Source organism: Burkholderia sp. Z1 (assembly GCF_014893795.1).
In the GTDB taxonomy this organism is placed as follows: domain Bacteria; phylum Pseudomonadota; class Gammaproteobacteria; order Burkholderiales; family Burkholderiaceae; genus Burkholderia; species Burkholderia theae.
In genome coordinates this window covers 218,164-231,547 of record NZ_JACFYL010000001.1, presented here as the reverse complement: position 1 = coordinate 231,547, position 13,384 = coordinate 218,164, and the positions used below count along the sequence as shown (strand labels likewise).

11 protein-coding genes and 1 riboswitch are annotated in these 13,384 nt (G+C 68.7%); of the genes, 2 read left to right on the top strand and 9 right to left on the bottom strand.

The window, feature by feature from the left end; genetic code table 11:
- Window positions 1-128: 128 nt before the first annotated feature.
- Entirely contained in the window at window positions 129-1,208 is a 1,080-nt protein-coding gene (locus H3H55_RS01005; protein ID WP_193097450.1) for an NAD(P)H-dependent flavin oxidoreductase, read from the bottom strand.
- 223 nt (window positions 1,209-1,431) lie between these two features.
- Between H3H55_RS01005 and H3H55_RS01000 the strand changes: the two genes are divergently transcribed.
- Window positions 1,432-2,124: a dienelactone hydrolase family protein gene (locus tag H3H55_RS01000; RefSeq protein ID WP_193097449.1), complete on the top strand. Its 693-nt coding sequence runs from the start codon at window positions 1,432-1,434 to the stop codon at window positions 2,122-2,124.
- 81 nt (window positions 2,125-2,205) lie between these two features.
- The gene (locus H3H55_RS00995; protein ID WP_193097448.1) at window positions 2,206-3,684 is read left to right on the top strand and encodes an amidase; all 1,479 of its coding nucleotides are present in this window, start codon (window positions 2,206-2,208) and stop codon (window positions 3,682-3,684) included.
- Between the two features lie 87 nt (window positions 3,685-3,771).
- On the opposite strand, the gene metF is transcribed toward H3H55_RS00995, so the two are convergent.
- From metF to flhB, 8 genes are all read right to left on the bottom strand, one after another.
- Entirely contained in the window at window positions 3,772-4,602 is an 831-nt protein-coding gene (gene metF, locus H3H55_RS00990) for a methylenetetrahydrofolate reductase [NAD(P)H] (RefSeq protein ID WP_048248132.1), read from the bottom strand.
- 19 nt (window positions 4,603-4,621) lie between these two features.
- Complete coding sequence (locus H3H55_RS00985) at window positions 4,622-4,975, bottom strand: phage holin family protein (RefSeq protein ID WP_011882923.1); 354 nt, start codon at window positions 4,973-4,975, stop codon at window positions 4,622-4,624.
- Window positions 4,976-5,055: 80 nt separating this feature from the next.
- Window positions 5,056-6,474, bottom strand: coding sequence for an adenosylhomocysteinase (gene ahcY, locus H3H55_RS00980; protein ID WP_193097447.1), 1,419 nt, complete (start codon window positions 6,472-6,474; stop codon window positions 5,056-5,058).
- Window positions 6,475-6,506: 32 nt separating this feature from the next.
- Window positions 6,507-6,634, bottom strand: a riboswitch (S-adenosyl-L-homocysteine riboswitch).
- A gap of 85 nt (window positions 6,635-6,719) precedes the next feature.
- Window positions 6,720-7,454, bottom strand: coding sequence for an RNA polymerase sigma factor FliA (locus H3H55_RS00975; protein WP_006484033.1), 735 nt, complete (start codon window positions 7,452-7,454; stop codon window positions 6,720-6,722).
- 22 nt (window positions 7,455-7,476) lie between these two features.
- Window positions 7,477-8,295: a MinD/ParA family protein gene (locus H3H55_RS00970; protein ID WP_193097446.1), complete on the bottom strand. Its 819-nt coding sequence runs from the start codon at window positions 8,293-8,295 to the stop codon at window positions 7,477-7,479.
- Window positions 8,288-10,039 (bottom strand): flagellar biosynthesis protein FlhF, encoded by a 1,752-nt coding sequence (gene flhF, locus H3H55_RS00965; protein ID WP_193097445.1) that lies wholly within the window; start codon window positions 10,037-10,039, stop codon window positions 8,288-8,290. Before flhF ends, H3H55_RS00970 begins: the two co-directional genes overlap by 8 nt.
- Window positions 10,036-12,135, bottom strand: a complete 2,100-nt coding sequence (gene flhA / locus H3H55_RS00960) for a flagellar biosynthesis protein FlhA (protein ID WP_129513457.1) — start codon at window positions 12,133-12,135, stop codon at window positions 10,036-10,038. Before flhA ends, flhF begins: the two co-directional genes overlap by 4 nt.
- Entirely contained in the window at window positions 12,132-13,331 is a 1,200-nt protein-coding gene (flhB, locus tag H3H55_RS00955) for a flagellar biosynthesis protein FlhB (RefSeq protein ID WP_193097444.1), read from the bottom strand. Before flhB ends, flhA begins: the two co-directional genes overlap by 4 nt.
- Between the last annotated feature and the right edge of the window lie 53 nt (window positions 13,332-13,384).

Sequence of the window (13,384 nt, the reverse complement as noted above, 5' to 3'; positions counted from 1 at the left end):
TTTTAAAGCATTCCCGTGTCATTTCGATTCGGTATTTTGTGCACGGGATCATTGAATGAAACGCGCGTGACAGCACGCGCGTTTCGTCGTCCGATATGACCGTTCGGGCGGTCGACGGTACCCGTCGTTCACTCGGCCGACGCACGCCATTCGGCGTCCAGTGCAGCGACGAGCTGCGACGTCGTCAGCGCGTCGCCGCGCCGCCGCGCGAGCGGCGCGCCCTGGCCGGCCCACAGCGACAGGTAATCGCCGTCGTTCGCGCGTGCGGCGGCCTGGCGCAGCGGCTGCGTCAACGCGTTCTGAACCGGGTACGGCGCCGCATCGGCCACGCGTTCGCCGAGCCGCGCCATCAGCGTGTTGCGCAGCCCGCGCGCGTGGCGACCGGTGATCGCGCGCGTGACCTGTGTCGACGTGTCGGTGCTGGCGAGGAGGCGCGCCTTCCAGTCCGCCGCGATCGCACTTTCCGTGCAGGTGAGGAACGCCGTGCCGAGCTGCGCGCCCTGCGCGCCGAGCGCGAGCGCGGCCGCGATCCCGCGGCCGTCCATGATGCCGCCCGCGGCGAGCACGGGCAGCCCGGTCGCGTCGACGAGCTGCGGCACGAGCGCGAGCGTGCCGATCAACGCATCGTCGGCGGAGCCGATGAAGGTGCCGCGATGGCCGCCCGCTTCTGCGCCCTGCGCGGACAGCGCATCGGCGCCGGCCGCCTGCCACGCGAGCCCTTCGGCGACGTGCGTCGCGGTGCCGATCACGTAGGTGCCGGCAGCCTTCAGGCGCGCGACGTCGGCCGCGTCGAGCACGCCGAACGTGAAGCTCGCGACCGGCACGCGCAACGCCACGAGCGCATCGAGCTGTGCGCGGAAGTCGGGCGCGTAACGTGCGGGCGCGACGCCCGGCGGCAGCCCGAGCGTCGCGTTCAGCGGATCGATCGCCGCCAGTGCGCGCGCGACGGTGGCCGCATCGGGCGCGGCGTCCGGCAACACGAACAGGTTGACCGCGAACGGGCGATCGGTCGCCGCGCGGATGGCTTCGACTTCGGTCGCGAGGCGCTCGGGCGCGAACGCGCCGGCGCCGAGGCTGCCGAGCGCGCCGGCGTTCGATGCGGCGGCGACCATCGCGGTCGTGGTCGCGCCGACCATCGGCGCCTGCACGAGCGGCAGGCGCAGGCCGAAGCGTTCGGAAAAGGGCGTGGAAAACAGGCGGGCAGACATGGCGAATCCTTCGATGACGATGCGCGAAAGCGCTTTGTAAAGGCCGACACATCGACTCTATCGAAGCGGCGCATCGCCGAAAAATGAATAATCGAGATCGAAACGATCGCTGCGCGAGAAGCGGGCGCGCGCCCTGCACCGCCGTACGATTGGTGGCACACTAGGCCGCCCTCTTCCACCCCGGGGCGCGCACGACGCGCCCCGTTCGCCAGGAGTTCAAAACGTGACTGCACAATGGATCGACATCCCGACCGGTAACGACAGCTTCGGTGGTTATCTCGCGCTGCCCAAGCGCGGCACGGGCCCTGCCGTCATCATCATCCAGGAGATCTTCGGCGTGAACTCGCACATCCGCGCGGTCGCCGACCAGTACGCGTCCGACGGTTACGTCGCGCTCGCGCCGGACGTGTTCTGGCGCACCCAGCCGCGCGTCGAGCTGACCTACGAAGGCGCGGATCGCGACAAAGGCATCGAGCTGATGAAAAAGACCGACGTGGGTCTCGCGGTCGCGGACATCGGCGCGGCGGCCGACGCATTGCGCGCGCGCCCCGAAGTGGCCGGCAAGATCGCCGCGATCGGCTACTGCTTCGGCGGCCAGCTCGCGTATCGCGCGGCCGCGACCGGCAAGGTCGATGCCGCGGTCGCCTACTACGGCGGCGGCATCCAGAACGCGCTCGACCTCGCCGGCAAGGTCACGCAGCCGATCCTGTTCCACTACGCGGAAAACGACCACGGGATCCCGCTCACGGCCGTCGAGCAGGTCAAGGCCGCATTCGCCGGCCACGGCCACGCTTCGTTCCATGTGTATCCGGGCGCCGAGCACGGCTTCAACTGCACGGACCGCGCGTCGTACAACCAGCGCGCGTCGGCGCTCGCGCACGGCCGCACGCTGACGTTCCTCGCCGAGCACCTGTAAGAATGGCCGGCCGCGGGCCCATCGCGCCGGGCCCGCGTTATGCTCCCATCATTGCCACGCGTCACAACGGGGGTGACAGCGATGCACTCGGACTATCTCGCGCACGACGCGATCGGCCTCGCCGCACTCGTGCGCGAACGCAAGGTGAGCCCGCGCGAACTGCTCGACGCCGCGATCGGTCAGGCCGAAGCGGTCAACGGCGCGATCAACGCGATCGTGCTGCAGGACTACGAAGCCGCGCGCCAGCGTACGGCCGCGGCGCCCGATGGCGACACCGACGCGCCGTTCGCGGGCGTGCCGTATCTCGTCAAGGATCTCGGCGCGGCGGTCGCCGGGCTGCCGCTGTCGATGGGCAGCCGGCACTACCGTTATTTCGTGCCCGGCGACGATTCGCCGGTGATCGCGCGCAGCCGCGCGGCCGGCCTCAACGTGTTCGGCAAGACCAACACGTCGGAGATCGGCCAGATGCCGTACACGGAACCCGTCCTGTTCGGCGCATGCCGCAACCCGTGGAATCTCGACCACACGCCCGGCGGCTCGAGCGGCGGCGCGGCGGCGGCGGTCGCGGCCGGTATCGTGCCGCTCGCGCATGCGTCCGACGGCGGCGGCTCGATCCGCATTCCGGCATCGTGCTGCGGGCTGTTCGGCCTGAAGCCGAGCCGCAACCCGGTGCTCGTCGACCTGCCGTCGAACGGCGAACTCGTCGTCCAGCATGCGGTCTCGCGCAGCGTGCGCGACAGCGCGCTGCTGCTCGACGTGACGACCGGCCAGACGCTGCCGCATGGCGCACCCGGCACGTTCCTCGGCGCGCTCGACACGCCGCCCGGCCCGCTGCGGATCGGCCTCGTCGTCGATCCGATGCTCGCGCCGGCACTCGCCGACGACACGCGCGCGGCGCTCGACGATGCGGCCGCGCTGCTCGAATCGCTCGGCCACCATGTCGAACCGGCGACGCTGCGCGTCGACTATGCACGCGCGGCCGAAACCTTCCTCACGCTGTGGGCGACGATCGCCGAGGAGATGGTGCTCGGCGCGCGCGCGCTGACCGGTCGCACGCCGCGGCGCGGCGAATTCGAAGCCGCAACCTGGGCGATGGCCGTGATCGGCCGGCGCCTCGCGCGCACGCGCCTGACGGACGTGCTCGAATGGCAGCGCCAGCTCACCGTACAGGTGTCGGGCCTCGTGTCGCGCTACGACGCGATTCTGTGCGCGTCGCTCGCGGGCCCGCCGGTGAAGATCGGCGAATTGCTGCCGACGCCGTTCGAATCGGCGCAGATGAAGCTGCTCGCCGCGCTGCCGGTCAAGCCGCTGCTGAAGGAAATGCTCGCGAAGGCGTCGAACAAGGCGTTCACGTGGGCCGGCTGCACCGAGCTGTTCAACCTGACCGGCCAGCCGGCGATGTCGGTGCCGCTCTACTGGAACGCGCGCGGGCTGCCGATCGGCGTGCAGTTCGCCGCGCGCCACAACGACGACGAATTGCTGCTCAGGCTCGCGCGGCAGCTCGAACAGGCGCGGCCGTGGTTCGACCGCCGCCCGCCGCTGATGCAGGCGCAGCGCTGATACCAGCGCCATCGGCATCGGCATCAAAAAAAAGCCCCGCCGGCGAAACCGGCGGGGCTTTTGCACATACGAAACGCGCGGCGGCGCTTACACGTCGAGCCGTTCGCAGATCGTCCGCGTCGCGGCCGCTGCGTTCAGCGTGTAGAAGTGCAGCCCCGGCACGCCCGCGTCGATCAGGCGCCGGCACAGATCGGTGACGACGTCCGCGCCGAACGCGCGGATCGCGTCGCGATCGTCGCCGAAGCTCTCGAGCCGGCGCGCGACCCAGCGCGGCACTTCGGCGCCGCACATTTCGGAGAAGCGCATCAGCTGCGAGAAGTTCGTGATCGGCATGATGCCCGGCACGATCGGCACGTCCACGCCCAGCTTGCGCGCATCGTCGACGAAGCGGAAATACGCGTCGGCGTTGAAGAAGTACTGCGTGATCGCGGAATTCGCGCCGGCTTTCACCTTGCGCGCGAAATTCTCGAGATCGGCCTTCGGCGAACGCGATTGCGGGTGGTACTCCGGATAACCGGCGACCTCGATGTGGAACCAGTCGCCATGCTCGGCGCGGATGAAGCTGACGAGCTCGGACGCATAGCGCAACTCGCCGACCTCGCCCATCCCCGACGGCAGGTCGCCGCGCAGCGCGACGATATGCCGGATGCCGTGCGAGCGGTACTGGTCGAGGATCGCGCGCAGGCTGTCGCGCGACGAGCCGATGCACGACAGGTGCGGCGCGGCCTCGAGGCCGTCCTTCTGCATGTCGAGCACGGTATCGAGCGTACCCTGCTGCGTCGAGCCGCCGGCGCCGAACGTCACGGAGACGAATTTCGGCTTCAGCGGCAGCAGCTGCGCACGCGTCGCGCGCAGCTTTTCGACGCCGTCCGCCGTCTTCGGCGGGAAGAATTCAAACGAGAGTTCGATCGGTTTCATGATTCGATGGGTTCAGCCCTCAGCCGATGTCGCGCTGGCCGAAGATCAGGGCGGACAGCAGCCACGACACGATGCTGTACAGGATCGAACCGAAGAACGCGGACCAGAATCCCGACACCTCGAAGCCCTTCAGCAGCGACGACGCGAACCAGAAGCACAGCGCGTTCACGACGAGGATGAACACCCCGAGCGTAACGATCGTGACGGGCAGCGTCAGCAGGATCAGCACCGGGCGGATCACCGTGTTGATCAGGCCGAGCACGACCGCGACGATCAGCGCCGTGCCGAAGCTCTTGATGTGGATCGACGGCACGAGGTACGTGATGATCAGCAGCGCGAGCGCATTGATGACCCAGGTGAGGATGACGCTCATGGAGTGCTCCGGTTCGATGGTCGAGCGGTACGATCAGTGGCCGCCGCCCGTGCCCGAAGGCACGGCGCGGCGGCGGCGCATCAGTAGCGGTAGTGGTTCGGCTTGAACGGGCCGTCCTTCTGCACGCCGATGTACGAAGCCTGTTCGTCCGACAGCACGGACAGGTTCGCGCCGATGCGCGCGAGGTGCAGGCGCGCGACCTTTTCATCGAGATGCTTCGGCAGCACGTACACCTTGTTCTCGTACTCGGCGCCGCGCACGAACAGCTCGATCTGCGCGAGCGTCTGGTTCGCGAACGAGTTCGACATCACGAACGACGGGTGGCCGGTCGCGCAGCCGAGGTTCACGAGGCGGCCTTCCGCCAGCAGAATCACGCGCTTGCCGTCCGGGAAGATGATGTGGTCGACCTGCGGCTTGATGTTTTCCCACTGGTACTGGCGGGTCGACGCGACGTCGATTTCCGAGTCGAAGTGACCGATGTTGCAGACGATCGCGTTGTGGCGCATGGCCTTCATGTGATCGTGGCCGATCACGTGGAAGTTGCCGGTGGCCGTCACGAAGATGTCGGCCTTGTCGGCCGCGTATTCCATCGTCACGACGCGGTAGCCTTCCATCGCCGCCTGCAGCGCGCAGATCGGATCGATTTCGGTGACCCACACGGTCGCGCCGAGGCCGCGCAGCGACTGCGCGCAGCCCTTGCCCACGTCGCCGTAGCCCGCGACGACCGCGACCTTGCCCGCGATCATCACGTCGGTCGCGCGCTTGATGCCGTCGACGAGCGACTCACGGCAGCCGTACAGGTTGTCGAACTTCGACTTCGTGACCGAGTCGTTCACGTTGAACGCCGGGAACGGCAGGCGGCCGTCCTTTTCCATCTGGTACAGGCGGTGCACGCCGGTCGTGGTTTCTTCGGTCACGCCCTTGATGTGCGCGAGGCGCTTCGAGTACCAGGTCGCGTCGACGTCGAGGTGCGCAGCGATCGACTTGTACAGCGCGACTTCTTCCTCGTTGGTCGGCTTCGAAATCACCGAACGGTCCTTCTCGGCCTTCGCGCCGAGGATCAGCAGCAGCGTTGCGTCGCCGCCGTCGTCCAGGATCATGTTCGCGAATTCGCCGTTCGGCCATTCGAAGATGCGGTGCGAGAACTCCCAGTATTCGTCGAGCGATTCGCCCTTGAACGCGAACACCGGCGTGCCGGCTTCGACGATCGCGGCCGCGGCGTGGTCCTGCGTCGAGAAGATGTTGCACGACGCCCAGCGGACGTCCGCGCCGAGCGCCTTCAGCGTCTCGATCAGCACACCGGTCTGGATCGTCATGTGCAGCGAACCGGCGATGCGCGCGCCCTTCAGCGGCTGCTGTGCCTTGTATTCGTCGCGGATCTGCACGAGGCCCGGCATTTCGGTCTCGGCGATGTTCAGTTCCTTGCGGCCCCAGCCGGCCAGCGCCATGTCGGCGACGACGTAATCCTTGGAAGCTTGCGAATCGATAATGGCGTTCATCACGCCCTCCTTTCTAAAAAGTTTCTAGATTGGTGACGTGAGCGCCGTTCAGGAAGCGGAGCCGGCGCGACGGTCGCGAAACGCGCGCCGCACGGCTGCTTGGTGAAGCCTTCCGAGCCTGGCGGACCTGGAACGGTCCGTCGCAACGCTCCTCGGAAAACGGGAAGGATTGTAGCAAATCGGCGCGCAAAATGCGCAAGCGGCTCAAGCGCGCGGCGTCGGCGCGCGTGGCCGTCGAGAAAGGGTCAGGACTCCGCGCCGACCCACGCCTGTTCGCGCAGCCGCGCACGCAGGCGCGCGACGGCCTGGCTGTGCAGCTGGCACACGCGCGATTCGCTCACTTCGAGCACCGCGCCGATCTCGCGCAGATTCAGACCCCGTTCGTAGTACAGCGACATCAGCAGCTTCTCGCGTTCCGGCAGCCGCTCGATCGCCTCGACGAGCGCCTCGCGCAGGTGCTCGTCGAGCAGCGCCGACAGCGGATCGGCGTGATCGACGCGATAGCGGTCGAGGAACGGCTCGTCGTCGGCCGCGCGGTCGAAATCCTCGTAGTAGATGAGCTGGCTGCCGTGCAGGTCCTGCAGCATCCCCTGGTATTCGTCGAGCGGCATGTTCAGGTGCTGCGCGATCTCGGTCTCGCTCGCCGAGCGGCCGAGATGCTGCTCGACCTGGTGCACCGCGTGCTCGACCTCGCGCGACGTCTTGCGCAGGCTGCGCGGCAGCCAGTCGTTGCTGCGCAGCTCGTCGAGCATCGCGCCGCGGATGCGCTGCGTCGCGTAGGTCTCGAACTGCGCGCCCTGGTCTTCCTTGTAGCGGCCGGCCGCGTCCATCAGGCCGATCATGCCGGCCTGGATCAGGTCGTCGAGGTCGACGCTCGCCGGCATCTTCGCGACGAGCTGCAGCCCGAGGCGCCGCACGAGCGGCGCATATTGCGCGAGCACGTCCGCCTGGGACATCTTTCCTTGAGCGTTGTACATCATGGCTCTCTCCTTCCGGTGGTGCTCACGCGGCGTGTGCCGCGCCCGCCTCGTACGACGGCTTGCCGCCGGTACGGACGGCACGGCCCGCACCCGAACGCGGGCGCATCGGCCAATACAGCAGGTCGGCGGCAATCTGCCGGTAATCGCGCGCGGCGGACGACGACGGAAACGCGTCGACCGCGGCATGCATCAGTTCGCGCGCGTGCTCGACGAGCGGATCGGCGCCCACGCAGCCCGCGTCGGCGATCGACACGGTCAGGTAGCGGCTCGCGACGCCCGCGAGGTTGTCGAACGCCGTCTTCGCATCGGCGTGGCTGGCGACGTGATTGGTCAGCACGCGGAACTGCGCGAACGCGTGCGCGAAATGCAGCCGCTTCATGCACGCGTACGCCTCGGTGATCGCCTGCGCGGCGACCCGCGTGACGACCAGCACGTCGTGCGCTTCGCGCGCGAGCGCCGAGAACGAGCCATCGGCGCCGAGCTGCGCGTCGACCAGGACGATGTCGGCCGGGCCGTCGATGAAGTCGCTCAGTTGCGCGTCGCTGTAGCCGGCACGCGCGAGCCGCGCGGCCGCGCACAGGCCGAACCCGGCGGCCACCCGCGTGCGCTCGCCGTCGCGCAGCCACGCGCCCGCCAGCGTCGCGCTGGCCGAATGCACGTCGGCGCGCTCGTCGACGACGAGCACATCCTTGCCGAGCGATGCGAGCGCCGCCGCCAGATTCACGATGGTGGACGTGCAGCCGACACCCGCCGGCCCGCCCGTCACCGCGACGATGCGCGACGCGCGCCCGGCCAGCAGGCGCCGCAGCCCTTCGGCCTGGTCGATGATTCGTTTATCCAAATCGCACCTCGTGCAGCTCGGCGGTGGAACGTGCGGTCAGTGCGGAAAGCAGCGTCGGCATGTCCTCGTCTTGCGGCACGAAGGGCGAGCCGTCGCGCGGCACACAGAACGCGCTCTTCAGCAGGAATTTGGTCGAGGCGACGTACAGGTTCTCCGGCACCTTCTGGCCGGTCGACACGTAGTGGACCGGCAGCTTGTAGCGGATCACCGTATCGAGCACGCCGCCGAGGTGGGTCGCCTCGTCGAGCTTCGTGAGGATGCAGCCGGCGAGGTCCGGATGCTCGCCCGCGCTGCGGTACGCCTGCACGACTTCGTTGAGCGTGTCGCCGTGGCTCGTCGCGTTGAGCAGCAGCAGGCGCTGCACCGGCGCGTTCGCGCCGTGCAGCATCGCGATCTGGTCGGACACCGCGCGGTCGCGCTGGCTCATGCCGATCGTGTCGATCAGCACGATGTGCTTGTTGCGCAGCTCGGACAGCGCGAGCGCGAGATCGCCCGCGTCCTTCACCGCGTGCACGGGCACGCCGAGGATCTTGCCGAAGATGCGCAGCTGTTCGTGGCCGCCGATCCGGTAGCTGTCGGTGGTCAGCAGCGCGACCTTGCTCGCGCCGAAACGCATCACGCAGCGCGCGGCCAGCTTCGCGGTGGTGGTCGTCTTGCCGACACCCGTCGGCCCCATCAGCGCGAACACGCCGCCGCGCTCCATCAGCGCGTCCTCGCTGTCGAGCACCGGCAGGTTCGCCGCGAGCACCGACTGCGCCCATTCGGCCGCTTGTTCGAAGGTCTGCGCGCCGTCGCCGGACGGCAGGTTGTCGACGAGCATCCGCACGAGCTGCGCGGAAAAACCGGCCGCGAACAGGTGCTTGGTCAGCGCGCCATGCACGGCGCTGCGACGCTGGCGGTCGTGCCACATCAGGTTGTCGAACTGCTCTTCCATCATCCCGCGCAGTTCGCCGAGCTCGTGCATCACCGTGTCGTTGACGATCCGCTCGATGCGCGACTTCACCGCATCGGCCACCACGGCGGCCGCGTCGGCCGACAGGCGCGTGCGCTCGGCCGCCTTCGCGGCATGCGCGGCGCTCGGGTCCGGCGCGCGGGGGGCGGCGGCCGGGATCCGTCGTTCGGCGTCGCGCACGATGTCGCGCGCCCAGTCGGGCGACGTGGTGCTCGCGGCGCGCTGCTCGACCGGTGCGCTCGCTTGCGGCGCGGCCGGCGTGGCCTGGGTGCGCGCGATCAGCGCGTCGCGCTGCTGCGTCAGGCGTTTCGCGTGCTCGACGAGCCACGGCGCGGGTTCGGAAGCGCCTGCGGCGGGCACACCGGCGGCCGGTGCGGCGACCGACGGCGCTACCGCGGCCGGCATGTCCGCATCGATCGTCGACGGTTGCACCGCCGTGTCCTCCGCATCGGCGCTGGCGCCGAACACCGACGAGAACACGTCCGGCAGCCCGCCGTCGCCCGCCGCATACGGATTGACGGCCGGGCGCGCGAGCGCGGCGCCCGGGCGCGACACGATGCCCTGCACGGCGGCGGCCGGCACGGATTCCGGCAGTCGCGGCGCGGCGATTCGCGGCCGCGCGGCAGCCGGGGGCGTCACCGCGGCGAGGTCCGAATCGGCGAGTGCGACGATTTCGACGCTGCCGTCATCGAGCGTGCGGTTCGACAGCACGACCGCGTCGGCGCCGAGCGCCTCGCGCACCAGACGAAGTGCGTCGCGGCTCGTTGCGCCGGTGAATTTGCGAATGTTCAAGCGGAACCCCCGATGACGTTAACGACTTTGATCGTGCGTGTGTCCGGCACTTCGGCATACGACAGCACTTTCAATTGCGGCAGGCTGCGGCGCAGGAAACGCGCGAGCATCGCGCGCAGCGCGTGCTGCACGAGCAGCACGGGCGGCAGCCCGAGATTCTGTTGACGCAGCATCGCTTGCTGCGTGCCGGTCAGAAGGTTGTGTGCGAGGCCGGGTTCGAGGCCCGGGTTCGCGCCGGTGGCGAGCGCCTGCGACAGCACGCGTTCGAGATTCGAGTCGAGGCCCATCACCTGCATCTCGCCCGCGCCCGGATACCACTGCTGGGTGATCGCGCGGCCGAGCGAGAGCCGCACCGCGGCCGTGATCTCGAACGCGTCGCCGCGGCCCGCATGTTCGGACACGGCCTCGAGGATCGTGCGCATGTCGCGGATCGGCACGCCTTCCTCGAGCAGGTTCTGCAGCACCTTCTGCAGCGTCGTCAGCGAGATCGTCTTCGGCACGAGGTCCTCGACGAGCGACGGCGCGTCCTTGCCGGTGCGCTCGACGAGCGCCTGCACTTCCTGGCGGCCGAGCAGCTCGGCCGCGTGCTGGACAACGAGATGGTTCAGGTGCGTCGCGACGACCGTGCTCGCGTCGACCACGGTGTAGCCGTACACCTGCGCCTGTTCGCGCAGCGCGACGTCGATCCACACGGCCGGCAGCCCGAACGCGGGATCCTGCGTGACGGCGCCGGGCAGCGCGGCCGTCACCTGGCCGGGGTTGATCGCGAGCCACTGGCCCGGGAACACTTCGCCGATGCCGATCTCGACGCCCTTCAGCGCGATCCGGTATGCGTTCGGCCGCAGTTCGAGGTTGTCGCGGATATGGATCACCGGCGGCAGGAAGCCGATTTCCTGCGCGAATTTCTTGCGGATGCTCTTGATGCGCTTGAGCAGTTCGCCGTCGCTGTTCTTGTCGACGAGCGGGATCAGCCGGTAGCCGACCTCGAGGCCGAGCGGGTCGATCAGCTGCACGTCGTCCCAGGTCGCCTCGTGGCTGTCGGACGGCAGCACGGCGGGCGGCGCGATGTCGGTCACGTCGCCGGCCGCCTTGCGGGCCGCCGCGCGCTTCGTCAGCGAGCGGGACAGCCAGATCGCGCCGCCGCCGAGCCCGAGGAACGCGAAGTGCGGCATCCCGGGGATCAGCCCCATCAGCACGATGATCACGCCGGTGATCATCAGCACGCGCGGGTTCGTGAACAGCTGGCCGGTGATCTGCGTGCCGATGTCCTCGTCGGTCGCGACGCGCGACACGATCACGCCGGCCGCGGTCGAGATCACGAGCGACGGGATCTGCGCGACGAGGCCGTCGCCGATCGTCAGCAGCGTGTAGTTCGTGCCGGCCGCCGCGAAGCTCATGTCGTGCTGGACCATCCCGACGATCAGCCCGCCGATCACGTTGATCGCCATGATGATCAGGCCGGCGATCGCGTCGCCGCGCACGAACTTCGACGCGCCGTCCATCGACCCGTAGAACTCGGCTTCCTGCGACACGGCCAGGCGGCGCTTGCGCGCCTGTTCCTCGTTGATGAGGCCCGCGTTCAGGTCGGCGTCGATCGCCATCTGCTTGCCGGGCATCGCGTCGAGCGTGAAGCGCGCGGACACTTCGGCGATCCGCCCCGCGCCCTTCGTGATCACCATGAAGTTGATGATCATCAGGATCACGAACACGACGATGCCGACCGCGAAGTTGCCGCCGACCAGGAAGTGGCCGAACGCCTCGATCACCTGGCCGGCCGCGTCGGGGCCCGTGTGGCCCTCGAGCAGCACGACGCGCGTCGACGCGACGTTCAGCGACAGGCGCAGCAGCGTCGAGAACAGCAGCACGCTCGGGAACGCCGCGAAATCGAGCGGCTTCATCGTGTACATGCTGACGAGCAGCACCATCACCGACAGCGCGATGTTGAACGTGAACAGCAGATCCAGCAGCAGCGGCGGCAGCGGCAGGATCATCATCCCCAGGATCATGCAGATGAGAACCGGGCCCGCGAGCGCGCGCAGGTTGGTGCCCGCGAACGGGTTCGGGCGTTTCCCGAGCAGGCCGGTCGGGGTGCTCATGCGGATGCTCCTTGCTTGCCGAGCGTGTCCTCGGCTTCTTCGCGTTCATCGTCGGCGGGCACCGACGTGCCCTTGTCGAGGTCGGCCGGCACGTCGAGATCGACCGGCACCGCGGGGAACGCGCCGCCTTCCGAACGGAAGCGCTTGAGCTGGTAGACCCACGCGAGCACTTCGGCGACGGCCGAGTACAGCGAACCGGGAATCTCGCGCTCGAGTTCGACGTTGTGATACAGCGCACGCGCGAGCGGCGGCGCTTCGAGCAGCGGCACGTTGTGTTCGGCGGCGAGTTCGCGGATGCGCGCGGCGACGAGGTTCACGCCCTTCGCGACGACCTTCGGCGCGCGCATCTCGCCGTCCGTGTATTGCAGCGCGACGGCGAAGTGCGTCGGGTTCGTGACGACCACGTCGGCCTTCGGCACGGCCGCCATCATCCGGCGGCGCGCGATCGCGCGCTGCTGCTGGCGGATCCGCCCCTTCACGTGCGGATCGCCTTCGTTCTCGCGATGCTCGCGCTTCACTTCTTCCTTCGTCATGCGCAACTTCTTGTTGTACTGCCAGATTTGGTAAGGCACATCGAGCGCGGCGACCACCAGCATCCCGGCGACCGTCGTGCCGCAGCACACGGCGACCAGGTGCAGCGCATCGGGGAGCGCCGCGCCGAGCGGCTGCATCGCGAGGCCGAGCAGTTCGTCCTTGCTGCGCCAGATCGCGACGCCGCCGATTCCGCCGACGACGAGGGTCTTCACGAGCGACATCCCGAGCTGGATCGGCCCCTGGATCGAGAAGATCCGGCCGAGGCCCGAGATCGGGTTGAGGCGGTCGAACTTCAGCTCGAACGTCTTTTGCGAGATCAGCCAGCCGCCGAGCGCCATCGGCGCGAGCAACGCGGCGAGACCGCTGAGCACGAGGATCGGCAGCAACGCGGCGAAGCCTTCGAGGCTCGCGCTGCCGGCTGCCGACAGCATCCGGTTCGTGTCGAACGCGGTCGCGCGATCGAACGTGAAAGCACCGCGCAGCATCGCCTGCAGATGCGCACCCGACGGACCCGCGAGCAGCCATGCGCCGTAGAACCCGGCCGCGAGCAGCGCGAACGAAGCCAGTTCGCGCGAGCGCGCGACCTGCCCCTCCTCGCGCGCCTTCTCGCGGCGTCTGGGAGTGGCGGCTTCGGTCTTGTCGAGATCGCTCTCGTCTGCCACGGGGCCTCCAGTCGGGTACGGCGGAATGCCGCTTTCCAGTGACACCGATTATT